We start from the raw sequence: 24,809 nt of genomic DNA, 5'->3' as shown, positions 1-24,809 counted from the left end.
TGCAGTTGCGTCACGCGGCCGTGCTGCCGACGACCGTCCGCTCGCCCAGAATCTCCTTCAACCGATCGACGCAGGTTCCACATCCCCATCCGGCGCCGCAACGCTCACCGATCGCATCCGCGCTGTCAGCCCCGGCGGCGCAGTGCTCGTGCACTTCGTCTTCGGTCACGGCCTTGCAGATGCACACGAACATGTGGAGCTCCTTACCAACTAGATTAGGTAAGGGTTACATCATTTTCGTTTTCGCGCAAGGGTAGCCTTCCCAAAACTTCGGGGAGGCGCATCACGGTTTCAGAACATCCGTCCCGACGAACGGCACGAGCGCCTCGGGCACCCGCACTGTGCCGTCGGACTGCTGGTGGTTCTCCAGGATGGCGACGATCCACCGGGTAGTGGCGAGGGTGCCGTTGAGGGTCGCGGCCGTCTGCGGCTTCCCGTTCTCGTCGCGGTACCGCACCCCGAGGCGACGCGCCTGGAACGTCGTGCAGTTGGACGTCGACGTGAGCTCCCGGTACGCCTGCTGCGTCGGCACCCACGCCTCGCAGTCGAACTTGCGGGCCGCCGACGATCCCAGGTCGCCGCCGGCCACGTCGATCACGCGGTACGGCACGTCGATGGCGGCGAGCATGTCGCGCTCCCACGCGAGGAGGCGCTGGTGCTCGGCGTCGGCGTCCTCGGGCTTGCAGTAGGTGAACATCTCCACCTTGTCGAACTGGTGGACGCGGATGATGCCGCGGGTGTCCTTGCCGTAGCTGCCTGCCTCGCGGCGGAAGCACGTCGACCAGCCGGCGTACCGCTTGGGGCCGTCGGCGAGGTCGAGGATCTCCCCGGAGTGGTACCCGGCCAGCGGGACCTCGGACGTGCCGACGAGGTAGAGGTCGTCGTCGGCGAGGTGGTAGATCTCGTCCGAGTGGGCGCCGAGGAACCCGGTTCCCGCCATGATCTCCGGGCGCACCAGCACCGGCGGGATCATCATCTGGAAACCGTTGGCCATCGCCTTCTGTGCGGCGAGCTGCAGCATTCCCAGCTGCAGCATGGCACCGAAGCCGGTGAGGAAGTAGAAGCGGGCGCCTGACACCTTCGCGCCGCGCTCCATGTCGATCAGCCCCAGCGACTCACCCAGCTCGAGGTGGTCCTTGGGTTCGAAGTCGAATGCGGGGATCTCCCCGACCGTCTCGAGGGTGATGAAGTCGTCCTCACCGCCGGCGGGGGCGCCGTCCTGGACGATGTTGGAGATCGCCCGGTGTGCGGCGTCGAGCGCGGCCTGCGCCTCGTGCTGGCCGGCCTCGGCCTGCTTCACCTTGGCCGCGAGTTCCTTGGATCCCTCGAGCAGCGCCGGGCGCTCCTCCGGGGACGCCTGCCCGACCTTCTTGCCGAACGCCTTCTGCTCGGCACGCAGGTTGTCGCCGGCGAGAACGGCGGCGCGACGGGACGCGTCGGCCTCGAGCAACGCGTCGACCAGGGCGGGATCTTCGCCACGGGTGCGCTGCGATTCGCGGACGGCGTCGGGGTTCTCGCGGAGGAACTTCAGGTCAATCACGGCTTCAGACCCTACCGGGCGCCGCGGAGCAGCTCACTCCGGTTTCGGTTCCAGCAGGTTCAGAAGGTCGTCGCGGCCGAACATCCGGGCGGCGTCGACGGCGGTCGGATGGCCCGCGGTGGCGTCGGCACCACCGGCGACGAGGGCTCGGACCACGGCGTCCTCGCCCTTGAACAGCGCCCCTGCCAGCGGAGACTGCCCCTTGTCGTTGAGCCGGTCGACGTCGGCCCCACGGTCGATCAGGACCTGAACGGCCTCGGCGTGACCGTGGTACGCGGCCAGCATCACCAGCGTGTCGCCGTTCTGATTGGCGAGGTTCACCGGGACGCCCGCGTCGAGAAACGTGGCGAGGGACACGGCGTCGCCGGATCGTGCCGTGTCGAACACGCGTCCGGCGAGTTCCTGCAGTTCGGGATCCACCGGTTCGGCGGACCGCTGTGAGTCTTCGCTCATGGTGGTCGAAGTTACGCCAGGTTCGAGCCGATTGCGGGAGTTGTTCTGCTTCCTCGATCGGAACGGGCATTATGGAAATCGATGTCCTCAGATCAGTCGAACGGTGCCGACCCCCAGCCGGAGAATGCCGGGCAACCGGAGAAGGCTCCCCGCAGCATGTCCGCGACCACGACGCGTCGCGCACTCGCGGCCGTCGCGGTCGGTGCCGTGGTGGCGGCGATCGCCACGTTCGCGATCGCCGGCGGTTTCAACCGCAGCGAGAACCTCCCCGCGCACTCGACGGGTGCCGGACCGCAGGCGACGGGTTCGGTGGAGGGCGACGCGTTCTCTTCGGCGACGGCGGGCGACTGCCTCGACTGGACGCCGTCGAACGACCCTCAGGAAGACCGGAAGGACGTCGCGAAGGTCGACTGCGCGGACGAGCACCGGTTCGAGGTGGCGGCGCCGCTGGATCTCAGCGTGTATCCGGGCGCCGAGTTCGGTCCGGGTTCGCGTTACCCGGGTGCGCTGCGGTTCGCCGCACTGCGGGACGAGCACTGCGTGCCTGCCGTCGACACGTATCTCGGCGCGAAGTTCGACCCGTACGGCAAGTTCAGTGTGGGCCTGATGTTCCCCAGCGAGTCCGGTTGGGCGGCGGGCGAACGCACCCTGCGGTGCGGCCTCCAATTCTCGAGCACGGCAGGAACTTTGCTGCCGTTCGCCGGGAAGGTGGCCGAGCAGGACCAATCCAACATCTGGGATCCGGGCACCTGCATCGGGATCAATCAGAACGTGCCGACCGATCCCGTCGACTGCGCGCAACCCCATGCCTTCGAAGTGATCTCCGTGGTCGACCTGGCCACGCAGTTCCCGTCGTCGATGCCGTCCGTCGAGGATCAGGACAAGTATCTCGAAGGCGTGTGCACGCAGGCCGCCAACGAATACCTCGGTTCCGCGGACGCGCTGCGGAACAAGACGCTCACGCTGTTCTGGGACAATCTGGAACTCGACAGCTGGCTCGCGGGCAGCAGGCGGGTGAACTGCTCGGTGGGCAAGGAGACCGACGCAGGCGGCTTCTCGACCATCACCGGTTCGGCGAAGGGCGAGATCCTCATCAACGGCGCCGCGCCCGTGCCTCCGCCGCCGGTCCCGGAGGGCAGGTCCATGCCGACGCCGCTCCCCGGCGCGGCCCCACCCCCCGGGAACTGATGTGGCGGTGAGCATGACGCCCGGCCGATTCGAGGAATTGGTGGGCGACGCACTCGATCTGATCCCACCCCAGCTCGCGGCCGCGATCGACAACGTCGTCGTCCTGGTCGACGACCGCAACGACGAGGACCCGTATCTCCTGGGCCTGTATCACGGCATCGCCCTGACGGAACGGGACAGTCATTACGGCGGATCACTGCCCGATACGATTACCGTCTATCGTGACGCCCTCCTCGAAATCTGCAGTTCGGAGGAGGAAGTCGTCCACGAGGTGGCCGTCACCGTGATACACGAGGTTGCGCACTACTTCGGGATAGAAGAAGATCGCTTGCACGAGCTCGGCTGGGGATGAACGGTTTTCCCGGGAAGAATTTCCCGGGATCGGGGGGAACCGAAGAGCGCGGTGCGGCGTCCAACTGTGTAGGGACAGCTGCACATGCAGTTCGTTTGCCGGGGGGCAACTGCCTTCCGCCTGCCTAGGTCAAGAAGGAGTTCGACGCTCATGCCGGATCTGCACGTCGCACCTGAAGCTCTCGTCGCCGCCGCCGTGGAACTCGACGCGCTCGCCGCGCGTCTCGAGGCGGCGGTCGCCCTCAACTCCGCGGCCATCCGTGTGCTCCCCTCCGGGAGCGAGGAGGTCTCGCTGCACGCGGCCGGTTACTTCAACACGGTCGCCAATACGTTCACGCCCGCTGTCGCGCAGGGCATCCTCGAGTTGCGCGAGACCGCGAACACGCTCCGCACCCAGGCCGCGCTGTATGTCGCCGAGGACGTCGCGCTCGGCGCGACCCTCGCTGCGGGCATGTGACGGCCGGCGCCTCGAAACCACCAGGAGATCAGACATGACCATGGGACTGACAGGTGTCATCTGGTTGCCCCGAGGGGCGACCGTCAACTCGACCACCCTCGTCGCGGGCGCGGGACCGGTGCCGCTGAGCGTGGCGAGCGCGGCGTGGACGGCGCTGTCCACCAGCTTCGTCGACGCCAACCTCACGCTGGTCCGCGTGATGGCCGAACTCGCGGCCGGCTGGCAGGGTGTGTCCGCGGTCGCGGCCCTCGCGAAGATCACGCCGTTCACGGTGTGGACGGCCGAATGTGCGGAACTCGCCGCGGACACGGCCGCGAAGGCGGGCCTCGAGGCGGGCGCGTACACCACCGCCGCGCTCATCATGCCGAGCCTTCCCGAGATCGTCGCCGTGAAGACCGCGAAGGCCACCGCGTACACGACCGGTGGTGCGCTCAACGGCACCGCCGCGGCCGCGGAGGCCGCGGACCGTGCGATGGACATCCGCGCGGGACTGGTGATGGAGGGGTACGAGGCCGCATCGAACATCCTGGCGCTGAAACGCGCGTACCGGCAGCCCCCTCGGATCGTCACCAAGGCCGATTCGAAGGAGGTCGGGAGTTTCGACGAGATCCCGTCCGACGGTGACTTCGATCCGACGCGCGCGGCCGCGGCCGCTCTGATGGCCGCCGGCCAGAACCCGGCCGTCACCACGGCCGCGTCACAGGTCGGCAGCATCGCGGGCACCACCGTCTCCACTGCCACGTCGGCGGCGAGCAACATCGGCGGGGCGGCGTTGTCCGCGGTCACCGGCGGCGCCACTCCGATGATGGGCGGGGCGCCGATTCTCTCCGGCGGCTCGTACGGCGGCGGGTCCGCGGCGACCAGTGCCGCGGCAGCCCGCACCTCCGTCGGGGGCATCGGCGCCGGCGCGGCCGGCGGGGCGACGCTGCCCGAGGGCTGGGGCAGGACCGACGGCGGTCAGGGGGCACGGCCCGGCGCACCGGCGGCCGCATCCGGCGGGGTGATCGGAGACGTTCGGGCCGACGTGAACCCGGCCGCGGCGGCGCGGGGAGGCACCGGCAGCGGACCGATGACGGTCGGGCGCGGGGCCGGCGCGGCCGGTGCACAGGACGACGACGAGCGGGAGACCCCCGACTACCTGAAGAACTTCGAGCACTTCTCGGACGGGCGCACGGTCATCCCCTCCGTCATCGGCGCGAACCCCGACCATCGGGAGTCCGGACGGTGATCGACCTGGGCACCCAGCCCTGTGTGCCGACCCTGCCGGCGGTGACCCTGAGCCTCGACGAAATGGATTACCTCGTCGACACACTCGCGCTCGACGTGCTGCCGGTCGTGCTCGACGCCGCCCCGCGGTACGACACCTACGACGCCAGGGACACTGCGTTCCGCGGCGCCGCTGGCACCCTCGCCGCCCGGGATCTGCTCCCGGGCGGTGGGGTCCACCCCGAACTCGCCGACCACCTGCGGATTCTCGCCCGGCCGCTGTGGGAGATCGCCCTGCGCTGGTACGTCGACGGCAGCATCTCGAGACTGTGCGTGTCCCAGGGCGAGACCCTCTCGGTGCTGGCCCTGCGGGCCGGCGACGAGTTCGTCGTCCAGGACGCGGGCGCCGACATCTTCGCGCCCGTGATCGGCGCGCTGGGAGCGGTCGAACCGTTGCACGTCGGCGTCGTCAACGCACCCACGGTCCAACTCGGCGAGGCCTTCGATCAGGGCGGGGACGGCAAGTCGCTCGCGGGCGCGCTCGCCGCGCTCGGCGTACCCGCGGTCGACGCGACCGCCCTGGGCAACGCCATGGCCGGCTGCACCACGTACGCCGAGATCGTCGGAATCGTCTACGGCGACGGGCAATACGATCCGGTCGGCGGACCCGTCACGGTGTTCGACACACGTGCGGGCCGCATCGTCGGCACGTCCAGCGTGTCCGCGCACGGGGTGGCATGGTCGTCGCTCAGTCCCGGCACCCCGCAGCGCCTGCGGCAGGCGCTGGAGTCGCTGGCCGACCGGCTCCGCTGACCTACACCGGTTGCCGCTTCCACCACGCGCCGGTCTCGCGGCGCTCCTTCCAGGTGGTGAATTCGTACCGGTACATGCGCGCCCGCACGTGTTTCGGCGGCTGATCCGGGAACGGGTTGTACTGCAACAACTTCAGGGTGTCCCGATCGTTGCGCAGCAGCCGCTCGACGAAACCCCGGAACCACGGTTCGGCGTACCCGGGCGAGATCGCCGTGAACCAGAGCAACCAGTCGAGCCGCAGGTGATACGGCGCGAACTGACGCGGCCGCCGGTTGACGTCACCCGGTTTCCCCTTGAAGCCGTACTCCTTCCACTCGGAATGCAGGCCGACATGGGCGTCGGAGGTGCCCTCCACGATCACCTCGTACCGCACCCGGGTGATGCTTCCGAACGCGCCGTACGTGTTGACGAAGTGCCACTTGTTGAACGACGCATTCATCCGCTGTCCGTGCGAGATCAGGTTGCGAACGGGCCAGTAGCTCAACACGACGACGAGCGCGGTCACCGCGATCACCAGCGCGGCGAACGGAACGGGCACCGAGGTGCTGCCCGCCGGGACGTCGACGGGCAGCACCGTCTCGTACACGCTGTCCGGGATGACGGACAGACCCAGCACGATCGTCGTCCAGTTCAGCCACGAGAAGTTGCCGCTCGCCACCAGCCACAGCTGGGTGACGATCATGACCGCCGCCGCAATCGCCGCGACCGGTTGCGGCGCGAACAGCCCGAACGGCACCACCAGTTGAGCGAAGTGGTTGCCGAGCACCTCGACCCGGTGCAGCGGTTTCGGCAACCGGTGGAAGTACCAGCTGAACGGCCCGGGCATGGGCTGGGTTTCGTGGTGGTAGTACAGGCACGTGAGGTTCTTCCAGCAGCGGTCGCCGCGCATCTTGATCAGCCCGGCCCCGAATTCGAGCCGGAACAGCAACCACCGCAGCATCAGCAGCACCAGGACCGGCGGCCCGACCGACGCGTTGCCCAGGAAGATCGCGAGGAAACCCGCCTCGAGCAGCAGCGACTCCCAGCCGAAGCTGTACCAGAGCTGGGAGACGTTGACGATCGACAGGTACAGCACCCACAGGGCGAACCACACGAGCATGCACACGGCGAGCGGGACGACCTGCGTCAGACCGAGCAGCGCGGCGAGGGACAGTCCGGCGCCGGTCCAGCAGATGCCTTCGAAGAACCTGTCCGAGTAGTGCAGGTGGAAGATACTCGGCGAACGCGTGAACGGGACGGCGCGGACAAACTTCGGGATGGGCAGCATCCCGGTGCTGCCCACGAGCGGCCTGAACTGGTTTCTCGCAGCGAGGAACGCGACGAGGTAGATCGCGGCGAGCCCCTCGGTGACGAGCAGTCGACCGAGCGAATAGTTTTCGCCAACGAACCAATCCACCGCCGTCACTCCTCGAGGACGGTTTCCTCCATCGTCGCGCAACCCCGGGGTGCGCGCAACGACGCCGACCGGCGGCGATCGGGTGGTGGTGTCATCCCATCGGGTCGTCGGCGCCGGGGATCACCCGGTGCTCGAACGGCGGCTCCACGGTTCCCCAGCGCACGCACTCCCAGCCGCCGCCCGCGAGCGGGGTCAACTCCACCGACTGGGTGTTGGCCAGATGGTTGTTGGCGGCGAACAGCCCCGGCACCCCGGCGAGTTGTGCTGCCACGAGGCGGATGGCGGCGCCGTGGCTGACCAGCACGACGTCGCCCGACGCCGCCGGGTCGTCGAGGTACTGCTCGCGCAGGGAGTCCACGACCGGGACGTACCGGTCGAGGATGTCGTGGGCGGATTCCCCGCCGGGAACGCGGGCGTCCAGTTCGCCGGTGTGCCACAGGTGGAACGTCTTCATGAACAGCTTGTGCGACTCCTCGTCGCTGCGGTCCTCGAGTTCACCGGCCTGCGCCTCGTGCAGGCCTTCCCGCACCTGGACGGCGATGCCCGACGCCAGTTCCACGAACCGCGCCGTCTGCCGGGCGCGCAGTGCCTGCGAGGACACGAGGGCGGCCGTCGTCGCCCGCACGGCGAGGTCGTTACCGAGCCGCTCCGCCTGGGAGAGTCCTTCGGGTGTCAGCCGGGCGCCGGGCAGCCTCGTGTCGAGCCTACGCTCGACGTTCGCCTCGGTCTGCCCGTGCCGGACCAGGATCAGCTTGCCGCTCACGATTCCCTCTCTCCCTGACGGATTCGTTCGATCCAGTCCGCCGCGTCTCCGTCGGACGGCGGGGGCGGGCCGCTCGGGTTCGCGGCGGGCCAGGACCCGAGGAACCGCACGTGCGACTTCCGGTGCAGCGCACGGAACGCCTCGTCCACGAGCGGGTCGTCGATGTGCCCGATGCAGTCGACGAAGAAGCGGTACAGGCCGGGGGTGCTGCGCACCGGACGTGATTCGATGCGGATGAGATCGATTCCGCGCGTCGCGAACTCGGAGAGCACACCGACGAGGGAGCCGGGGGTGTTGTGGGGTTCGAGGACGGCGGAGGTGCGATCGCCGCCGGTGCGTGCGGGTACCCGGGTGGGCGCGGTGACGAGAACGAATCGCGTGCGGGCGCTCTTCTCGTCGGCCACCCCGTCTGCGAGGCTGCGCAGCCCGAGCCGTTCGCCGGCGAGGGCGGTCGACACGGCGGCGTCGGCGAGGCCGTTCGCCACGTCCTCGGCCGCACCGGCGTTGGAGGACGCCGTCTGGAGTTGGGCTCCGGGACAGTTCTCCTCCAGCCAGATTCGCACCTGCCCGGCCGCCACCGGGTAGGCCCGCACGGTGCGCACCTGGTCGAGCCTCTCGACGCCCTCCCGGCCGAGGATCGTGAACGCCACGTCGAGTTCGGTCTCGGCCACGATCTGCAGGCGCTCGCCGAGCGCGAGCGAGTCGAGGGTGGGCACCACGGCGCCCTCGACGGAACTCTCGATGGGAACGACGGCACCGTCGACGACGCCGGCGCGCACCATCGCCAGGGTGGCGGGCGGGCTCGTCGCGGCCACCCGCTCGACGGGCCCGTCGAAGGCACCCGCGGCCTCGAGCTGGGCGAGCGCCATCTCTGTGAAGGTTCCCGAGGGTCCGAAATACGCGATCTTTGGCACGACTACGAGATTACGCACCGAGCGTTGACGGTCCGGCGCATTGACGGTGAATGTTTTACCGCAGACCCGCGTCCGCCAGCTCACGGGCGACGAGCACCGGGTCGGCGACCTCGACTCCGAGCAGCACCTCGCGGACGGCCTCCGCGGCCTCGGGGATCAGCGAGGTGAGTCTCGTCGGATCCGGGGTCGCGAGCGCCGCCCGCACGTCGTCTCCGCGGAGGGACGCGACCGTCCCCGACAGCAGCGCGAGCACCTCGGCGGTGTCACGGGCGCGCGCCACGTATCCGACATCGGCGTGCGCGAGGACGGCGAGGAAGTCGGCGACCTCGCCGATGGAGTGCCCGCTCGCGAGTCCCGGGATGCGGCCCGCGTCCGCGAGTTGCTGCGCCGTCTCGGCCAGGCCGGCGTCGTCGCTGCCGTCCGCGGTGACGAACACCGCGAGCGGGGACGGCAGCCGCAGGGCGACCGCGTCGCCGAGCTGGCCCGCCGGGCAGTCGAGGTGGAAGCGGACCGCCTCGTAGGAGGCCTGCTCGCTGGTGCGGAGGACGGCCGGGTCGACGTCGAGTCCCACGATCACGCGGCCGGCGTCGGTGCCGACGGCGTCGAGCAGCGCGGACGCCGCGACCACCCGCGGTCCGAATGCGCCACCGGCGGCCGGGCTCGTGTCCCCGGTCCCGCTGAGCAGATCCGCGAGCAACGACTGCGGTCCGCGGGAGCGCGGGACACCGAGGGAGAGAGGTATGGCCACCGTCCCACCGTATGCCCGCGTCGTGGACCGGAATCGTTTCGGGGTCTTGCCATCGCCGACTCCGTCACATTAGGTTAGGGTTACCTCAGTATCGCGGAACCCTGAAGGAGGCTCCATGCCCGTCACGACCACCGGTCCGTCCACCGCCGAGCGTGTGCGTAGCTCGTGCGCACGGACCCAGGACGCGGTACTCGCCGTCGAAGGCAGCGCACCGACCGTCACGTCCGTGCACCACCTGCGGTCCAGCGGCGACGTCGTCGTCGCGGTCCCCACGGATTCGGCGGCCGCCACGCTGTCCTGGCTCGCGGGTGGCGGCGGCATCCCCGCGGTGCTGGAACTCACCGACAACTCCCCGCTCCCGTTGCGCGAGCCCGTGCGGTCGCTCGTCTGGCTGCGCGGCACCCTCCACGCGCTGTGCGAGGCGCACACCCGGACGCTGGCCGACGAGGTGGCCTCCGAATTCCCGCACCCCGGACTTCTCGACGTCGGACACGATGCGACGCTGCTGCAACTCCACCTGGAATCGGCGGTCGTCGCCGATTCGAGCGGCGCCGAACCCGTCGCCCTCGACGATCTGCTCGCCGCCCGGCCCGACCCGTTCTGGGAGATGGAAACCGCCTGGCTCCAGCACCTCGACGAAGACCACCGCGACCTCATCGACATGCTGTCCCGCAAACTGCCGCCCCACATGCGGCGCGGACGCGTCCGCCCGCTGGGTATCGACCGCTACGGACTGCGGCTGCGCGTCGAGAACGATCACGGCGATCGCGACATCTGGATGCCGTTCTCCGCGCCCGTCGACGACGCCGTCGCCCTGAGCAGGGCGATCCGGCTGCTGGTGGGATGCCCGTTCGTGAACGGACTCCGCGCGCGCGGCTGACCGGCCTTCCGGTTCGCCGCACGCTAGCGTGTGCGGCGTGATCTCGCGCGCAACGCTCGCCTCCTGGCTGCAGCCGGCCTCACCCGAACCGGCCGCCCCGGTGGCCACCGGCACCGAGCGCCGGGCGCTGTGGATCGAGATCACGATCGTCCTGCTCGTCACGTTCGGGACGAGCGGGCTGTCGGGGCTGCTGTCGCTGACCGAATCGCTGCTGACCCCGGGCAACCTGGCCGACCAGGCCGTCGCCCTCAACGTCTCCCGCGCCGAGAACCAGATCATCGACGTCGCCCGGCAACTGCTCGGCGTCGTCAAACTCCTCTCGTGGGCCGCCCTGGGGCTGTATCTCCTGTGGCGGAGCGGTCTCCGCCCGCGCGACGTCGGGCTCGGCCGGTTCCGCTGGCGCCCCGACGCGACGCAGGGTGCCGGGCTCGCCGCGCTCATCGGCCTGCCCGGGCTGGGCTTCTACCTGCTGGCCCGCGCAATCGGCGCCAACCTCACCGTCGTCCCCAGCACGATCGGCGACCACTGGTGGCGCCTGCCCGCCCTGATCCTGTGGGCGATCGCGAACTCCGGCGCGGAGGAAGTGCTCGTCGTGGCGTATCTGATCACGCGGCTGCGGCAACTCGGGTGGAGCGAGAATTCTTCGCTGCTGGCGTCGGCGCTACTGCGCGGGACGTACCACCTCTACCAGGGATTCGGAGGCGGGCTGGGCAACGTCGCGATGGGTCTGGTGTTCGGCCGGTACTGGCAGAAGACCGGGCGGTTGTGGCCTCTCGTGATCGCGCACGCCACCATCGATTCGGTCGCGTTCGTCGGTTATGCCGCCCTGCGCGGGCACGTCGGCTGGATTCCGTAATCCGGCCGGACCAGTAAAGTCGTGCGGGTGACCGGCGACGCCCCCTACCCTCCGCTGCCGCCCCGTCCGCCCCGGCGGACGCAGGGCGGTCAGCCGGTGCCGCCGCCCCCGAACCGCCGAATGCCACCCCCTGACCAGCGAGTTCCCCCGCAGACGCGGCGGGTTCCGCCGCAGGGCCCGCCGCCCCAGGGGCCTCCTGCGCCCCGCCCGCGACACCCCGCGCCCCGCCAGGGCCCGCCCGCGCCGCCGCAGGAGGGCACTCAGGTGATCCGCCGCGACGGTCGCGGCGCCCCGCCGCCGCCCCAGCAGGCGTGGTCGCAGGCCCCCGAGCCGCAGCTGTCCCGCTCGGCGCCGCCGCAGGGTCCGCGCGGCTACGCGCCCACCCAGACCCCGCAGCCGTACCGCGACGTCCCGCCACCGCCGCAACGAGTGCCCGACCGGCGTCCCCCGCGCACACCTCCACCACCTCCACCACCCCCGCCGCCCGCACCGTCGCGGGCCCCGGAGCCGCCGCAACAGCGCAGGCCCCGGCGGCCACGGCACTGGGGTCGCCGCATCGGCATCCTGTTCCTGGTGCTGGTCCTGGCGCTCGCGGGCATGACCTACTACCTCGACAGTTCGCTGAACCGGATCGACGCGCTGGCCGACTACCCCGGCCGGATCGGCGACACCCCCGGCACGAACTGGCTGCTCGTCGGTTCGGACAGCCGCACCGGGCTGACCCCCGAGCAGGAACAGCAACTGTCGACCGGCGGCAACAGCGGCCCCGACCGCACCGACACCATCATCGTGGTGCACGTCCCCAGCGGCGGCGGCCCGGCGACGATGGTGAGCATTCCGCGCGACTCGTACGTGTCGATCCCCGGCTACGGCGAGGACAAGATCAACGCGTCGTTCGCGTTCGGTGGTCCGCAACTGCTGACCCAGACGGTCGAGGAGGCCTCCGGTCTGCACATCGATCACTACGCGGAGATCGGGTTCGGCGGTTTCGCCGGCATCGTCGACGCGATCGGTGGCGTCGACATGTGCCTGGACACCGCCATCGACGACCCGCTCGCGGGGATCAACCTCGCGCCCGGCTGCCAGGAACTGTCGGGGGCGCAGGCGCTCGGCTTCGTCCGCAGCCGCGCGACCGCGCTCGCCGACATCGACCGGATGAACCATCAGCGGATGTTCATGGCGGCGTTGATGTCGAAGGCGACCAGTCCCGCGACGTGGCTCAACCCGTTCCGCGTCTGGCCGCTCGTCACCGACACCGCAGCTTCGTTACGCGTCGACGAGAGCGACCACATCTGGAATCTCGCCGCACTCGCCTGGGCGGTGCGCGGAGACATGGTCACGACGACCGTCCCCGTCGGTGGTTTCGAGGACGTCGACGGCGCCGGGAACGTATTGCTCTGGGATCACGACCGGGCGTCCCAGTTCTTCGACGCCCTCGCCAACGACCGTCAGGTCCCGGCCGAACTTGTCACCACCGGACCGTGACCGACGCCCGTAAACTGACACCCATGTCTCAACCGGCGACCAAGACCCCCACCGAGTTCCACGCCCTTCTGCTGCAGCAGATCCGCAACGAGTTCACCGCATCCCAGCAGTACATCGCGGTGGCCGTCTATTTCGACTCGCACGATCTCCCGCAACTGGCCCGCCGGTTCTATTCTCAGGCCGCCGAGGAGCGCGGCCACGCGCTGATGATGATCCAGTACCTGATCGACAACAACCTCGAGGTGAAGGTCCCCGGCATCGACGACGTGGTCACCGAGTTCGATTCGGTGCGCACTCCCGTCGAACTGGCGGTGGAACAGGAGCACGCGGTCACGGAGCAGATCACCACGCTCGCCCGCACGGCTCGCGACAGCGGCGACTACCTCGGCGAGCGGTTCATGCAGTGGTTCCTCGAGGAACAGGTCGAGGAGGTCGCGGACATGCATACGCTGCTGACGATCGTCGATCGCGCCGGCGACAACCTGTTCGACATCGAGGATTTCATCGCTCGCGAGATGAGCGGCAACTCGCCCGTCCGGCAGGGTGCGCCGAAGATCGCGGGCGGCGGCGTCTGACCTGACGGGTCAGCAGCGGGTGGGCGCCGGTTCGCCGCGGAATCGCGCGGCCACGTATTCATACGCGTCCGGAAAGCCCACCACTGCCGTCGTCATGTGCTCGGATATCTCGTACGGGACGAACGTCAGTCTGGCGCCGGCAGCGCAGTAGCGGTGTGCGGTCTCGGCGACCGAATCGAACGGTGTCAGCCCGTCGAGCGTGCCGTGCCACAGGTAGAGAGGCGCGGTCGGGACGCCCTCGAAGTACCGCAGGCTGTTCTCGCGCAACACCTGATGCGCGCCCGAACTCGCCATGAGGCTGGTGGACGCGGCCAGCTGTCCCGCGCTGCGGAAGGCGCCGTGGAACAGCAGGAACCGTCGGCATTCGTTCGACATCCACTCGCGCAACCACAGCCCGGTATCGTTCAGCTGCGACGCGATCGGCAACTGGTCCGGATATTCGCGCTCCAGGCCGATCGCGGCGGCGAACGCGAGCCCGAACCCCGGATGCGGGTTGAACCCCAGTCCCAGTGCCATCTGCTCGAGGTCCGCCGGAATCCCGCCGGCCACCACCGCGTCGATCTTCAGCTCCGGTGCGTAACTCGGCGCCAGGGCCGCCGCCCACGCGCTGGCCATGCCGCCCCCGGAATAGCCGGCGAGCGCCACCGGGCTTTGCGACAATCCCAATTCGGCCACCCGCTGTACCGCCCGGACGCTGTCGAGGGTGATCATCCCGCCGAGCTTCGCCGCTCCGTAAGCGCCCGTCGGGCCGAGGTGATCGGGCACCGACACGGCCCAGCCGCGCTGCAGACCCAGATACAGTCCCGGCGACTCCTGCAATTCCAGATTGAACAACGAGCGCGACGGCGCACATTTGGTGCCGAGCGAATTCACGATCGCCTGATACGACACGAGCGGCGGATTCGCGACACCACGGGGAAGCAGCACCGTGGTCACCGCCAGGATCGGATGCCCCGCAGAGTTGGTCGACCGGAACGCGATCTGCCACCCGTCGGAGTTCGCGTACATCCAGGTGTCGATCCGCCGCGTCCGCACGACGTCGCCGGGGTTCAGCGCCCCAAGGTCGGCGGGGGCCGCATAGAAGGGGTCGGGGTCCGGCCACGGATACAGCGGGTCGGCCTGCGCGGGAGCCGGAATCGTCGCCCCCAGGAAAAGGGCACCGAGAAACAGCGCAATCCACGTACCGGAACGTCTCAACATTGGGTCCGCCCCTCCGGGCCGCGTCGTCAGATCGCTGTGAATTTTATACGCGGATACGAGCCCTCCGACGCGGATTGCGCCGTTCCCTTCGGGAACCGGGCGCCAGCTCAGGTTAGGAAAACGTCACCGGAATGGTCCCGAAATTAGGTTGACTTTACTTTGGGAATGCTTCGTTCAATAAGGCTCAGCTTGGATGACAATGCGCTCTGACCAGCGATATTATCGCTTCATGACTTCTACTGATGCGCACAAGACGAAATTCCACGCTCTGCTTCACGACCAGATTCGTAACGAATTCAACGCGTCACATCAGTACGCTGCGACTGCCGTCTATTTCGACAATGCGGACCTGCCGCAGTTGGCCAAGCACTTCTACAAGCAGTCCGTCGAAGAGCGCAACCACGCCATGATGATCGTCCAGTACTTCCTCGACCGCGACATCTCGGTGGAGCTGTCGGGTGTCGACGCGGCGAAGGGCCAGTTCGAGAACGCCCGCGAGCCGATCGCACTCGCCCTGACCCAGGAGAAGACGGTCACCGAGCAGATCGTGCAGCTGGCGAGCACCGCCCGCGAGGAGGGCGACTACCTCGGCGAGCAGTTCATGCAGTGGTTCCTCAAGGAACAGGTCGAGGAGGTCGCCAGCATGACGACGCTGCTGACCATCGCCGACCGCGCGGGCAGCAATCTGTTCGACCTCGAGGAGTTCGTCGCACGCGAGATGAGCGGCCCCGCAGACACGTCCGGCGCACCGCACGCCGCCGGCGGTTCCATCTAGGCGGCTCCGCCGCCTGTGCGCCTTTCTGGTTGTTCCAGCTACCAAAAAGGCGCACGGGCGCGAAGCGCCTATCGCAGCGTGACCTGCCGGCCGCGCAGTCCGTCGCGGGCGCGCCGCTCCTCGGTGGTGAGGGGCGCGTCGACGGCGAGGGCCTCGGCCAGTCGCTGACCGAGTTCGACGGTGGCGGCAGCCCATTCGTTCGCATGCTTCTCGCGGTCCAGGTCGAACACCGGGACCAGCAGCCCGTGGGTCCGGAACGACCCGGCGTAGCGCGAACCCTCACCGAGGTGCAGGCCACCGGTCGCGTGCACGCGCGCCAGGGCCAGCATCAGATCGTCCTCGTTCTCCGGGCGCACCCACCGGATGTGTGCCTTCTCGCCCGCGTCGACCCACCACGCGGCGACGACGCCCTCGGCCTCGACTCGCGCGGACGGCATGATCGCCGCATTCGCGTGCTGCACGGTGGTCGCGACCTCGGGGGCCGGCTCCACCCCTTCGGGAATCCACCAGTTGAAATCCTGGTGCACGGTGATGTCGAGCGGTGCGTCCGCGTCGATCACGTCGGCCAGTGCCGGGGTCTCGGATCCCGGGTTGGCGGAGGCCAGCGATTCGCCGGCGGCGGCGTCACGGACCCAGGCGACGGACGCGGCGAGATCGGCGCCGAGGTCGGCGGAATGCGCCTGGACCTGCACACCGACGAACCCGGTGGCACTGTCCCCCTCGTCGCGGACCAGCGCCGCGACGGCCCCGGGCAGCACGGTCGCGAGGGTCACCGCGCGGGACGAATCCTTGACGGGAAGCGGGGCGGTCGCCGACGGGACGAACTCGCGCAGCGCCACCAGATCGCATTCGGCGGCGAGGCCTTCGAACGGCCGGGTCACGGCCGCCGCGGCGCTCTCCCGTTCCGCCTGCCGCTGCGCGAGCTTCTCGGCGCGGGCACTACCGGGCTTCGGACCACTGTTTCTCTTGCTCTTCTTTGCCACGACGCCAAAACCTACACGCCGACGCCGGAACGGTCAGGACGCCAGCCATTTCTTGGTGCGCCCGGGGTGGTTGGTGGCCACCCAGCTGACCCCGAGTTCACGGCACAGTTCGACGTCGCTGCGGTTGTCGACGGTCCAGCAGTACGTGGCCCGTCCGGCGGCGGCGGCCTTGTCGACGATGTCCGGGTGTTCGTGCAGCGTCTTCACCGAGGGACCGACCGCGGTGGCGCCGACGGTGGTCGCGGCTCCCCCGCCGAGGTACCGGGCGGATTCGCCGAGCAGCACGGTCGGGAGCATCGGCGCCGACCGGCGGATCCGCCACACCGCTCCGGCGGAGAACGACATCACGACGGCGCGGGAGTGGTCGGCGGACGGGGGTGCGGCGATGCCGAACCGTTGCAGTTCGGCGAGGACCTTGCTTTCGACCAGTCCGCCGAAGCGCACGGGGTGCTTGGTTTCGATGAAGAGTTTCACCGGGCGCGCCGTCCAGTCCAGGGTGAGCGCGATCAGCGCGCTCAGCTCGAGGAGTTCGGCGGGTTCCTCTTCGGTGCCGTAGTTGAACTCCGCCAGTTCCTCGCGCGTCATCTCGCTGACGACGCCGGTGCCGGTGGACGTCCGGTCGACAGTGCGGTCGTGGACGCACACGAGGTGGCCGTCCCGGGTGAGCCGCACGTCGCACTCGAGTCCGTCCGCACCTTCCTCCAGTGCCAGTTCGTAGGCGGCGAGCGTGTGTTCCGGCATGGCCGCGGATGCGCCTCGGTGGGCCACCACGAGGGGCCCCCGCCGATCGGGGCTCACAACGCGACGGCTTCCCGGTCGGCGTTCCCGGACGTCTTCTCGGCGGGTTTCTCCACATCGTTCCGCGGCGGATCGGTGGCGATCACCCAGCGGGTGACGGGCTCCTTCGCGCCCTTCAGCGTCCGGCCCTCGAGCCGCCGCAGAACCATCAGCGCGAGCAGGGCGGTCGCCGACGCGACCAGCGCCGTGAATGCGGCCAGCAGAACGCCGTCCGCCATGGCCTGCAGTCCCGGCCTGGACCGCCAGAACCAGTTGAAGACGACGAGCACGGCGCCGAAGACCCACAGACTCCACCAGGCGCGGACCAGCAGGACCGCGCGGGGGTCGCGGCGGATCACCTCGAGCAGGAAGACTCCCGGCATCACCAGGTTCAGGCCCGGCACCGCGCACCCGACGACGACCTCGGTGGGTGTGCGGGGGTCGGATTTCTTCGCCCGGGCGAACGTGCGGCGACGCATTCGCAGCAGCCAGCACACCCCGGCGATGCCCGACAGCAACGCGAAGAGCATCCCGCCGGCCTGGCCGAGGAATACCGCGATGTCGGATACGGCGAGCACGGTGGGGTCGATCAGCCGGGTCCGGTTGCGGAGAAGGACTGCGTACCGGCCCAGTTCGGCGAGCACTCCGAATGCGTACAGGCCCGCCGTGACGGTGAGGAAGAGCGCGGCCTTGCCTGCGAGCAGTTCCGGCCAGTCGCGGCGCGCGGACCGGGCTTCGACGTGATCGTGGAGTCCCCAGCGGGGGATCTCGGTGTAGTGCGGGGTGGGGCTCTGCGGCGACGGCTCGGCCGCGAGACCGCTGCGTTGCAGCGGGGGCCGCGCGATCCAGCGGAATCCCCGGTTCGCGGGCGGCTGGTGCTGGTCGCTCCGGACGGGGGCGAGCAGCACACCGTGGCAGCGCGGGCACCACTGCGCCGGGGAGCCGAGGACCGGCCACCGGGCGGCGCACCGCGCGCACACCTGAACGACGACGCTCATGCCCTCCGCACCCACTTCATATTGCCGATTCTGTCACGACCCGCGAATACGGGCAGCCCACGACCGAATCGTCCTTTTCGGGGAGTATGTGTGAGCTGCACCACCGGAAATGCCGAGTTATCCACAGTTTCCACAGGTTCATACACAGTTATGGACAGTGTGAGTGGTACTCATACACAGGTCAGAGCGCATGTGAATCGGTGATTGTTGACAGCTTCGAATGAACGGTCCACAGCGGTGGATGAATTTGACATCGCAGCTCGGTGAACATTCGGACACGGATGGCCGACGGCTCGGCCCGGAATTACCCCTCCAGTTCGGATCGCCCGCGAAGCGACCCGAGAACTCCGGACCGGCCGTCGTCTCCCCCCACCTGTGCCGGGCGAAAATGTCCCGACACTTGATCTGACGCAGCCCGGCGCGGTTTGGTTCCACCCAATCTGTAATCTCGGAAACCGATGACGGAAGACGCCGGTTCGCGGTGGCACCTCGGGCCCGCCCGTGTCCTCCGGGTGGCCGCCGCCCTGATCGTGGTGCAACTTCTCGTGCGGACGTGGGTGGCCGCCAACAGCGACTTCTACTGGGACGATCTGATCCTCGCCGGCCGCGGCGGCAGCCTCCCCCTGCTTTCCGGCGACCTCCTGCTCTACGACCACGACGGTCACCTCATGCCCGGGGCTTTCCTGGTGGCGGGTATCGCGACGCGGATCGCGCCGTATCAGTGGGTCCTGCCGATGCTGACGATGATCGCGCTGCAGGCGGTGGCGTCGTATGCGGTGTTCCGGTTGCTTCGCACGATCCTCGGGCTGCGGCCGGTGCTGCTGGTGCCGCTGGCGATCTATCTGTTCTCTCCTCTGACGGTGCCGGCGTTCGCGTGGTGGGCGGCGGCGCTCAACGCGCTGCCGCTGCAGATCGCGCTGGCGTGGGTGGCCGGCGACGCCCTGAAGCTGTGCCGCACCGGGCGGCGGCGGTACGCCGTCTCCGGGACGCTCGTGCTGATCGCGTCGCTGCTGTTCTTCGAGAAGTCCGTCGTCGTTCCGTTCGCCGCGTTCGCGACCGTCGCCCTGCTCGGTCACGTCTATGGGCGGAAGCGGCCGGTGCGGTCGACTCTGCGGCGGGGCGCGGCCCTGTGGATCCCGTCGGCGGCGGTGCTCGCGGTGTGGGCCGCGATCTACTTCTCCACGGTGGCGTCGCAGTGGGAATGGGCGGGCGCGTCGCGGGCATTCGAACTTCTCCACCACGGCACGTCGCTCGGGCTGCTGCCCACGTTGGTGGGTGGGCCGTGGACGTGGGAGCGGTGGATTCCGAGTCCCCCGTGGGCGTCCCCGTCGACGGCGCTGGAGGTGGCCGGCTGGGTCGTTCTCGTCGTAGCGGTCGTCGCGACGGTCCGGGTGAAACGCCGGATCGGCGGGGTGTGGATTCTCGCGGCCGCGTACTTCCTGCTGTCGGTGACGGCGATGGTCGTCACCCGCTGGGGCGCCGACACCACCTACGAGCTCGCGCAGACCCTGCGGTACTTCACCGACACCGCGGTGATCCTCGCGATCGCCGTCGCGTTGATCGTGCGTGCACCCCGGCGCCGGGCCGATCCGGTGCGCGTGCGGCCGCCGGTGGTCGTCGCGGTCGTCGCCGCGTTCGTCGCGAGCAGCCTGTGGTCGACGTACACGTTCACCCGCAGCTGGGAGGAGAACCCGACCACCGGCTACCTCGCGACCGCGCGCGCGTCGCTCGCCGAACGTAATGACGCACCGATCCTCCAGCAGCCCACGTCCATCTGGGTTCTGTTGCCGGTGGCGTACCCGAACAACCTGGTGAGCCGGGTCCTCGCGCCGCTGCGCGATCGTCCCGAGTTCTCCGACAGCACCCCCGACCTCCGGATGATCGACGACGCCGGTGCGGTGGTCGACGCCCAGGTGACGTGGGTGCGCGCGATCGAGCCCGGGCCCGTCCCGGATTGCGGGCACCTGGTGGACCGGCGCAGTTTCGAACCGATTCCCCTCGACGGACCGCTGACCGGCTGGGAATGGACGGCGGAGCTCAACTATCTGGCCACGGCGGACGGGGAGATCGCCGTGGCGATGGAGGACGGCAGCCCGGTGCGGGTTCCGGTGCAGCGCGGCCCGAATTCGGTGTTCGTGCGACTCACCGGCGGCGGTCAGAGCCTGCGCGTGAGCACCCTGACCCCGAACCTGTCCGTGTGCGTCGGGGTGGGTCCGGTCGGGGTGGTCGTGCCGAAGTAGTTACCGCCCGTACCGCGACCAGGCGACGCGGGCGTTCGCCGCGCCGAGGATCGCCGCGGTCACATCGTCCCAGCTCGCGGCGGGCAGTCCGAGTTTCGCGAAGAGGGAGCGGCGCGGCCCGGTCATCTCGATCGTGGCGTCGGGGAACCGTTTCTCCACCACCTCGCGCAGGGTGCCGATCCCGTCGACGATGCCGAGTTCGACGGCCCGGCGCCCCAGCCAGACGTCGCCGTCGAACAGTTCCGCCTCGGCCGCCTTCAGCTTGTCTCCGCGGCGGCCGACCACCCAGTCGCGGAACTCGTCGTGGATGCCTTCCTGGATCTGTTCGAGCCACTGCACGTCCTCGGACTTCTCCGCGAAGAACGGGTCGAGGCGGGCCTTCGCCTCGCCGGCCGAATGCAGCCGTCGTTCGATCCCGAGGCGGTCGATCAGTTCGGAGAACCCGAAGCCCGCCGAGATGACGCCGACGGAGCCGACCACCGAGGTGGCGGTCGCGTAGATCTCGTCGGCCGCGCAGGCCAGCCAGTAGCCGCCCGACGCGACGACGTCCTCGCAGAACGCGAGCACCGGCAGTTCGTGTTCGGTGGCGAGCTGACGGATGCGGGCGGCGATGTATTCGCTCTGTGTCGGCGATCCGCCGGGGCTGTTGATCAGCAGCGCCACCGCCTTCGCACCGTGTGTGGTGGACGCGCGCCGCAGCGGTTCCTCGACGGATTCCGCGCTCAGCACGCGTCCGAAACCCGCTCCGCCGGACGCGATCATCCCCTGCAGGCGCACGACCGGGACCACCCCGGCGCCGGAGCCGCCGAACGCGTCGGGCAGCTTGTCGGCCAGCGGTTTCGGCAGGTTCAGTGGGATCTTCGCCATGAAATCAGCGTATAGCGCACCGCGGCCTTGCGGCAGAAACGGTCACGGATCGGGCAGAGTGGTTTCCATGGAGTTGCGAATCTTTACCGAACCCCAGCAGGGTGCCACCTACGACGATCTTCTGGCGGTGGCGCAGGCCGCCGAACGATTCGGATACGGCGCGTTCTTCCGATCGGATCACTATCTCGCGATGAACACCGAGGGCCTGCCCGGACCCACGGACGCGTGGATCACGCTGGCGGGCATCGCCCGCGAGACGTCCACGATCCGCCTCGGCACCCTCGTCACCTCCGCGACGTTCCGGTACCCGGGACCGCTGGCCATCTCGGTGGCGCAGGTGGATCAGATGAGCGGCGGCCGCGTCGACCTCGGGATCGGCGCCGGCTGGTTCGAGGCGGAGCACCAGGCGTACGGCATTCCGTTCCCCCCGCTGAAGGAGCGGTTCGAGCGGCTCGAGGCGTCCCTCGCCGTGATCACCGGGCTGTGGCGCACTCCCCTCGGCGAGACCTTCGCTTACGACGGGACGCACCTGACGATCAAGGAATCGCCCGCGCTCCCGAAGCCGAAGCAGCCGCAGGGTCCGCCGATCCTGATCGGCGGCACCGGTAAGAAGAAGACCCCCGCGCTGGCGGCGAAGTACGCGAACGAGTTCAACGTCCCGTTCCAGTCGGTCGACGAGACGCGGGACGTGTTCGAACGGGTCCGGCTCGCGTGCAAGACGATCGATCGCGATCCCGCGGAATTGGTGTACTCCAACGCGCTCGTCCTGTGCTGCGGGCGGACGGAGCAGGAGATCGCGAAACGCGCCCTGAACATCGGACGCGAGGTGAGCGAGCTGCGGGAGAACGGGCTCGCCGGATCGCCCGCCGAACTCGTCGACAAGATCGGCCGCTACGCGGAGGCCGGGTCGCAACGGATCTACCTGCAGACCCTCGATCTCGGCGACCTCGACCATCTCGAACTGGTCGCGAGCGAGGTCGTTCCGCAACTGAGCTAGGCGAATTCCAGTTCGGCGGCCACGACGACCGGAAGATTCAGGGGCAGCGCGCTACCCCGATCGCCGTGTGCGCGTGGTCGCCGACGTCCGGGCCGAATGCGGTGAGCCGGGCCGAGTGTGTGGCGTCGTCGGGTACGGACATGGTGGCAGCTGGACGGGGCGGGGCAGCACCAGCCCCAGTTCACGTAGTCGCGGACTCCGGCTCATCACATCTCCGTTCTGCGATGGCAGGATCATTCGGCGGGCTCAGGAACGTTCCGTTCCCTTTCCTGCGGTGGAATGCTCGAAGTACGACCGGAGCGGCGCGGAGGGGCTGTTCAACAGCTCGGCGCGGTCCCGACGAGCTGATCCCAGCACGCCCTCGGGAGGGTGCGATGAAGTACGTGATTACGTGGACGGTGCGTGAGGGCGGTTCTGCCGCCGAGAACGAGGAGGCCGCGCGGCGGAGTCTCGAAGTGTTCGCGAGATGGACGCCGGCCGAGGGTGCGAATTTCCATCAGTTCCTCGGCCGACTGGACGGCACCGGCGGATTCGCGTTCGTCGAGGCGGACGATCCGAACGACATCCTGGACGGTCCGACGAAGTTCGGGCCCTTCTTCGAATTCCACGTCTACCCGGTCGCCGACATCGCCGTCACCACGGAGGCCGCGCAGCACGCGGTCGAATTCCGGGGTTCGATCAGCTGATCCCGGGCTCAGTGCCGGGTGGTCGAGTCCAGGAACTGGCGGAGGTCGCGGTCCCACTGCGCGTCGCGGGCGCGGTTCAGGGAGGCGCGGCAGATGAGGAAGCCGGACAGCGCGATCATCATCACCGCGAACCAGGTGAACAGTCCGGCGATCACACCGGCCACGCGGGCGGCGGACGACGACATCGGCTCGGTGGTGAGGTTGCCGTCGGCGTTGACCCAGATGTCCTGCCTCGTCCCCGAGGGGGTGGCGGGGTCGACGGTGATGTCGGCGTGCCGGGTTTCGTTACCCCAGGTCCACTTGGCGGGGGCGGTGTCGACGCCCGACGGTGCGACGTCGGAGGTGACGGACACGCCGGTGGAGTCGGCGACCGTGGTGGCGGTGACGGTGCGGTAGTCCGCGACCTGCTTCTCCGCCAGCGTCAGCTGACTGTCGATGGTCCGGGCGCCCACGAGGATGGCGAGGGGCAGCATCGCGAAGGCGAGCACCACGACCGCGAGGGTGAGCATGTTCTCGATCCGGTCCGAGCGCCGGAGAAGCGGGTTGTGCCGCTGACGAGCCGACCGCTTACGCAGCCCCCGTGCTGGAGAGTTGTTCCACATTCCGGATCCGGTCCTCTCGCCGACAATTCCCTACCATCCAGGGTCGTACGCAAGGCAAACAAGATCAAGTCGATCCGGTGTGTTATTGGGCACTGTGCCGTAATACACTCATCCGCTCCCCGCCATCTCACGATGCTCCTTGGGGCTCACTCCACGCACACGTTTGAATGCCGCACTCAGCGCGAATGCGCTTCCGTACCCCACCCGCTGCGCCACCGATGCGACGGTCGCGTCGGGTTCGCGAAGCAGATCCGCGGCGAGCGACAGCCGCCATCCCGCGAGGAAAGTCATGGGCGGTTCGCCGACGAGTTCGGTGAACCGGCGTGCGAGGGCGGCCCGCGACAGTCCGGTTTCCCCGGCGAGCGACTCCACCGTCCACTGGCGTGACGGGTTGTTCTGCAGGATCCGCATCGCCTTGCCGACCACCGGGTCGGCCTGCGCCCGCACCCAGGATGGCGCTTCGGCCGCCGGCCTCGCGAACCAAGCGCGCAGCACGGCGATGAGCAGCAGGTCGAGGAGGCGGTCGAGGACCGCTTCCTGCCCGGGCTCGTCGCGCACCACTTCGTCGTGCATGAGCGTGACGAGCCGGGAGTCCCAGTCGGCGCGGCGCTGCACGACGAGTTCGGGGAGCGCGGACAGCAGTCTCCGGCTGATCTCTCCGGGGGTCTGATAGGTCCCGGTCAGCATGACCGTGCGCCCGTTCGCGCTGTTTCCCCAGGTGCGCACGCCGAGGTCCATCGCCTCGGCGAGCGGTTCACCGCGGAGCGTCGTGCAACTCTGGTCGGGGTTGATGATCACGTGCGGCGGGGTGTCCGGGTGGTCGGCGACGACGTACCGCTCGGGTCCGCGGATGATCGCGACGTCGCCTTCGGTCAGCTGCACCGGTTCGCCGGTGTGCGGAAGGATCCAGGCCTCGCCACGGCCCATCGCGACGAGGCTGAGCGGCGCGTGGTCGTCGATCTGCAGCGACCACGGCGGTTCCATGATCGAGCGGAGCACGAACGCTCCGGCGGCGCGGGGACCACTTATGAGACCAGCGAGGGGATCCACACCGCCCAG

Annotated in this window: 27 protein-coding genes; 13 read left to right on the top strand and 14 right to left on the bottom strand. The window is 69.2% G+C overall.

Translation table 11 applies throughout. The features are described from left to right. Positions 1-10: 10 nt before the first annotated feature. The 3 genes from ROP_RS19375 to ROP_RS19365 form a co-directional block, all read right to left on the bottom strand. Positions 11-193: a (2Fe-2S)-binding protein gene (locus tag ROP_RS19375; RefSeq protein WP_012691106.1), complete on the bottom strand. Its 183-nt coding sequence runs from the start codon at positions 191-193 to the stop codon at positions 11-13. Between the two features lie 90 nt (positions 194-283). Further along, positions 284-1,540 carry a serine--tRNA ligase gene (gene serS, locus ROP_RS19370; RefSeq protein ID WP_012691105.1) on the bottom strand — a complete coding sequence of 419 codons (1,257 nt, stop codon included), beginning with the start codon at positions 1,538-1,540 and terminating at the stop codon, positions 284-286. Positions 1,541-1,573: 33 nt separating this feature from the next. Next, positions 1,574-1,993, bottom strand: a complete 420-nt coding sequence (locus tag ROP_RS19365) for an ankyrin repeat domain-containing protein (RefSeq protein ID WP_012691104.1) — start codon at positions 1,991-1,993, stop codon at positions 1,574-1,576. 81 nt (positions 1,994-2,074) lie between these two features. On the opposite strand from ROP_RS19365, the gene ROP_RS19360 reads away from it, so the two are divergent. The 5 genes from ROP_RS19360 (at position 2,075) to ROP_RS19340 (ending at position 6,008) form a co-directional block, all read left to right on the top strand. Continuing rightward, positions 2,075-3,181 (top strand): septum formation family protein, encoded by a 1,107-nt coding sequence (locus tag ROP_RS19360; protein ID WP_012691103.1) that lies wholly within the window; start codon positions 2,075-2,077, stop codon positions 3,179-3,181. 1 nt (position 3,182) lies between these two features. Beyond that, a complete protein-coding gene (locus tag ROP_RS19355) occupies positions 3,183-3,533 on the top strand; it encodes a metallopeptidase family protein (RefSeq protein ID WP_012691102.1) in 351 nt (116 codons plus the stop codon). 150 nt (positions 3,534-3,683) lie between these two features. Then, positions 3,684-3,989 carry a PE family protein gene (locus ROP_RS19350; RefSeq protein ID WP_012691101.1) on the top strand — a complete coding sequence of 102 codons (306 nt, stop codon included), beginning with the start codon at positions 3,684-3,686 and terminating at the stop codon, positions 3,987-3,989. A gap of 34 nt (positions 3,990-4,023) precedes the next feature. After that, positions 4,024-5,217 carry a PPE family protein gene (locus ROP_RS19345; protein ID WP_012691100.1) on the top strand — a complete coding sequence of 398 codons (1,194 nt, stop codon included), beginning with the start codon at positions 4,024-4,026 and terminating at the stop codon, positions 5,215-5,217. Further along, complete coding sequence (locus ROP_RS19340) at positions 5,214-6,008, top strand: ESX secretion-associated protein EspG (protein ID WP_012691099.1); 795 nt, start codon at positions 5,214-5,216, stop codon at positions 6,006-6,008. Before ROP_RS19345 ends, ROP_RS19340 begins: the two co-directional genes overlap by 4 nt. A gap of 1 nt (position 6,009) precedes the next feature. On the opposite strand, the gene ROP_RS19335 is transcribed toward ROP_RS19340, so the two are convergent. The 4 genes from ROP_RS19335 to ROP_RS19320 all read right to left on the bottom strand — a co-directional run bounded on the left by ROP_RS19335 (position 6,010) and on the right by ROP_RS19320 (position 9,829). Beyond that, on the bottom strand, positions 6,010-7,413 hold the full coding sequence (locus ROP_RS19335; protein WP_043824990.1) for a lipase maturation factor family protein: 1,404 nt from the start codon (positions 7,411-7,413) through the stop codon (positions 6,010-6,012). An 82-nt stretch (positions 7,414-7,495) separates the two neighbouring features. Beyond that, positions 7,496-8,167 (bottom strand): histidine phosphatase family protein, encoded by a 672-nt coding sequence (locus tag ROP_RS19330; protein WP_012691097.1) that lies wholly within the window; start codon positions 8,165-8,167, stop codon positions 7,496-7,498. Then, on the bottom strand, positions 8,164-9,099 hold the full coding sequence (gene pheA, locus ROP_RS19325; protein WP_012691096.1) for a prephenate dehydratase: 936 nt from the start codon (positions 9,097-9,099) through the stop codon (positions 8,164-8,166). The genes ROP_RS19330 and pheA overlap by 4 nt, the downstream gene beginning before the upstream one ends. 37 nt (positions 9,100-9,136) lie before the next feature. After that, positions 9,137-9,829 carry a hypothetical protein gene (locus ROP_RS19320; protein WP_043824986.1) on the bottom strand — a complete coding sequence of 231 codons (693 nt, stop codon included), beginning with the start codon at positions 9,827-9,829 and terminating at the stop codon, positions 9,137-9,139. Positions 9,830-9,944: 115 nt separating this feature from the next. Between ROP_RS19320 and ROP_RS19315 the strand changes: the two genes are divergently transcribed. The 4 genes from ROP_RS19315 to ROP_RS19295 all read left to right on the top strand — a co-directional run bounded on the left by ROP_RS19315 (position 9,945) and on the right by ROP_RS19295 (position 13,625). Next, positions 9,945-10,709, top strand: a complete 765-nt coding sequence (locus ROP_RS19315) for a DUF2470 domain-containing protein (RefSeq protein WP_012691094.1) — start codon at positions 9,945-9,947, stop codon at positions 10,707-10,709. A 37-nt stretch (positions 10,710-10,746) separates the two neighbouring features. After that, positions 10,747-11,565, top strand: a complete 819-nt coding sequence (locus tag ROP_RS19310; protein WP_043826684.1) for a CPBP family intramembrane glutamic endopeptidase — start codon at positions 10,747-10,749, stop codon at positions 11,563-11,565. Between the two features lie 264 nt (positions 11,566-11,829). Then, positions 11,830-13,050: an LCP family protein gene (locus ROP_RS19300; protein WP_012691092.1), complete on the top strand. Its 1,221-nt coding sequence runs from the start codon at positions 11,830-11,832 to the stop codon at positions 13,048-13,050. A 23-nt stretch (positions 13,051-13,073) separates the two neighbouring features. Next, a complete protein-coding gene (locus tag ROP_RS19295) occupies positions 13,074-13,625 on the top strand; it encodes a ferritin (RefSeq protein ID WP_012691091.1) in 552 nt (183 codons plus the stop codon). A 9-nt stretch (positions 13,626-13,634) separates the two neighbouring features. Here the strand turns inward: ROP_RS19295 and ROP_RS19290 are convergent, their stop codons facing one another. Beyond that, positions 13,635-14,825: a lipase family protein gene (locus ROP_RS19290; protein ID WP_012691090.1), complete on the bottom strand. Its 1,191-nt coding sequence runs from the start codon at positions 14,823-14,825 to the stop codon at positions 13,635-13,637. 229 nt (positions 14,826-15,054) lie between these two features. On the opposite strand from ROP_RS19290, the gene ROP_RS19285 reads away from it, so the two are divergent. Then, the gene (locus tag ROP_RS19285; protein WP_012691089.1) at positions 15,055-15,600 is read left to right on the top strand and encodes a ferritin; all 546 of its coding nucleotides are present in this window, start codon (positions 15,055-15,057) and stop codon (positions 15,598-15,600) included. A 68-nt stretch (positions 15,601-15,668) separates the two neighbouring features. Here the strand turns inward: ROP_RS19285 and ROP_RS19280 are convergent, their stop codons facing one another. The 3 genes from ROP_RS19280 to ROP_RS19270 are packed head-to-tail and all read right to left on the bottom strand — an operon-like array spanning position 15,669 to position 18,358. Next, positions 15,669-16,583 (bottom strand): DUF5926 family protein, encoded by a 915-nt coding sequence (locus tag ROP_RS19280; RefSeq protein WP_012691088.1) that lies wholly within the window; start codon positions 16,581-16,583, stop codon positions 15,669-15,671. Positions 16,584-16,616: 33 nt separating this feature from the next. Beyond that, positions 16,617-17,381 carry a glycerophosphodiester phosphodiesterase family protein gene (locus tag ROP_RS19275; RefSeq protein WP_012691087.1) on the bottom strand — a complete coding sequence of 255 codons (765 nt, stop codon included), beginning with the start codon at positions 17,379-17,381 and terminating at the stop codon, positions 16,617-16,619. Next, positions 17,378-18,358 (bottom strand): DUF4328 domain-containing protein, encoded by a 981-nt coding sequence (locus ROP_RS19270; protein ID WP_012691086.1) that lies wholly within the window; start codon positions 18,356-18,358, stop codon positions 17,378-17,380. Before ROP_RS19270 ends, ROP_RS19275 begins: the two co-directional genes overlap by 4 nt. Positions 18,359-18,816: 458 nt before the next feature. Between ROP_RS19270 and ROP_RS19265 the strand changes: the two genes are divergently transcribed. Next, positions 18,817-20,598: a hypothetical protein gene (locus tag ROP_RS19265; protein ID WP_012691085.1), complete on the top strand. Its 1,782-nt coding sequence runs from the start codon at positions 18,817-18,819 to the stop codon at positions 20,596-20,598. On the opposite strand, the gene ROP_RS19260 is transcribed toward ROP_RS19265, so the two are convergent. Then, positions 20,599-21,465: a S49 family peptidase gene (locus ROP_RS19260; RefSeq protein ID WP_012691084.1), complete on the bottom strand. Its 867-nt coding sequence runs from the start codon at positions 21,463-21,465 to the stop codon at positions 20,599-20,601. A 67-nt stretch (positions 21,466-21,532) separates the two neighbouring features. Here ROP_RS19260 and ROP_RS19255 point away from each other — a divergent pair, with 67 nt between their 5' ends. Continuing rightward, positions 21,533-22,462, top strand: coding sequence for an LLM class F420-dependent oxidoreductase (locus ROP_RS19255; protein WP_012691083.1), 930 nt, complete (start codon positions 21,533-21,535; stop codon positions 22,460-22,462). Between the two features lie 374 nt (positions 22,463-22,836). Further along, on the top strand, positions 22,837-23,148 hold the full coding sequence (locus ROP_RS19250) for a DUF3303 domain-containing protein (RefSeq protein ID WP_012691082.1): 312 nt from the start codon (positions 22,837-22,839) through the stop codon (positions 23,146-23,148). Positions 23,149-23,156: 8 nt separating this feature from the next. Here the strand turns inward: ROP_RS19250 and ROP_RS19245 are convergent, their stop codons facing one another. Next, complete coding sequence (locus ROP_RS19245; protein WP_012691081.1) at positions 23,157-23,750, bottom strand: Rv1733c family protein; 594 nt, start codon at positions 23,748-23,750, stop codon at positions 23,157-23,159. A 108-nt stretch (positions 23,751-23,858) separates the two neighbouring features. Further along, a complete protein-coding gene (locus tag ROP_RS19240; RefSeq protein WP_012691080.1) occupies positions 23,859-24,800 on the bottom strand; it encodes an AraC family transcriptional regulator in 942 nt (313 codons plus the stop codon). Between the last annotated feature and the right edge of the window lie 9 nt (positions 24,801-24,809).

The sequence above is a fragment of the Rhodococcus opacus B4 genome, assembly GCF_000010805.1.
Classification (GTDB): Bacteria; Actinomycetota; Actinomycetes; order Mycobacteriales; family Mycobacteriaceae; genus Rhodococcus_F; species Rhodococcus_F opacus_C.
The sequence above is the reverse complement of the archived record's forward strand: the minus strand, read 5'-3'. Positions and strand labels throughout refer to the sequence as shown.

Excerpts from the sequence above, each read along its gene's own strand:
- ROP_RS19365 (WP_012691104.1), bottom strand. The coding sequence starts at position 1,993 with ATGAGCGAAGACTCACAGCGGTCCGCCGAACCGGTGGATCCCGAACTG.
- ROP_RS19265 (WP_012691085.1), top strand. The coding sequence starts at position 18,817 with ATGACGGAAGACGCCGGTTCGCGGTGGCACCTCGGGCCCGCCCGTGTC.
- ROP_RS19255 (WP_012691083.1), top strand. The coding sequence starts at position 21,533 with ATGGAGTTGCGAATCTTTACCGAACCCCAGCAGGGTGCCACCTACGAC.
- ROP_RS19295 (WP_012691091.1), top strand. The coding sequence starts at position 13,074 with ATGTCTCAACCGGCGACCAAGACCCCCACCGAGTTCCACGCCCTTCTG.
- ROP_RS19315 (WP_012691094.1), top strand. The coding sequence starts at position 9,945 with ATGCCCGTCACGACCACCGGTCCGTCCACCGCCGAGCGTGTGCGTAGC.
- ROP_RS19260 (WP_012691084.1), bottom strand. The coding sequence starts at position 21,465 with ATGGCGAAGATCCCACTGAACCTGCCGAAACCGCTGGCCGACAAGCTG.
- ROP_RS19375 (WP_012691106.1), bottom strand. The coding sequence starts at position 193 with ATGTTCGTGTGCATCTGCAAGGCCGTGACCGAAGACGAAGTGCACGAG.
- ROP_RS19345 (WP_012691100.1), top strand. The coding sequence starts at position 4,024 with ATGACCATGGGACTGACAGGTGTCATCTGGTTGCCCCGAGGGGCGACC.
- ROP_RS19350 (WP_012691101.1), top strand. The coding sequence starts at position 3,684 with ATGCCGGATCTGCACGTCGCACCTGAAGCTCTCGTCGCCGCCGCCGTG.
- ROP_RS19360 (WP_012691103.1), top strand. The coding sequence starts at position 2,075 with ATGTCCTCAGATCAGTCGAACGGTGCCGACCCCCAGCCGGAGAATGCC.
- ROP_RS19245 (WP_012691081.1), bottom strand. The coding sequence starts at position 23,750 with ATGTGGAACAACTCTCCAGCACGGGGGCTGCGTAAGCGGTCGGCTCGT.
- ROP_RS19270 (WP_012691086.1), bottom strand. The coding sequence starts at position 18,358 with ATGAGCGTCGTCGTTCAGGTGTGCGCGCGGTGCGCCGCCCGGTGGCCG.
- ROP_RS19285 (WP_012691089.1), top strand. The coding sequence starts at position 15,055 with ATGACTTCTACTGATGCGCACAAGACGAAATTCCACGCTCTGCTTCAC.
- ROP_RS19250 (WP_012691082.1), top strand. The coding sequence starts at position 22,837 with ATGAAGTACGTGATTACGTGGACGGTGCGTGAGGGCGGTTCTGCCGCC.
- ROP_RS19290 (WP_012691090.1), bottom strand. The coding sequence starts at position 14,825 with ATGTTGAGACGTTCCGGTACGTGGATTGCGCTGTTTCTCGGTGCCCTT.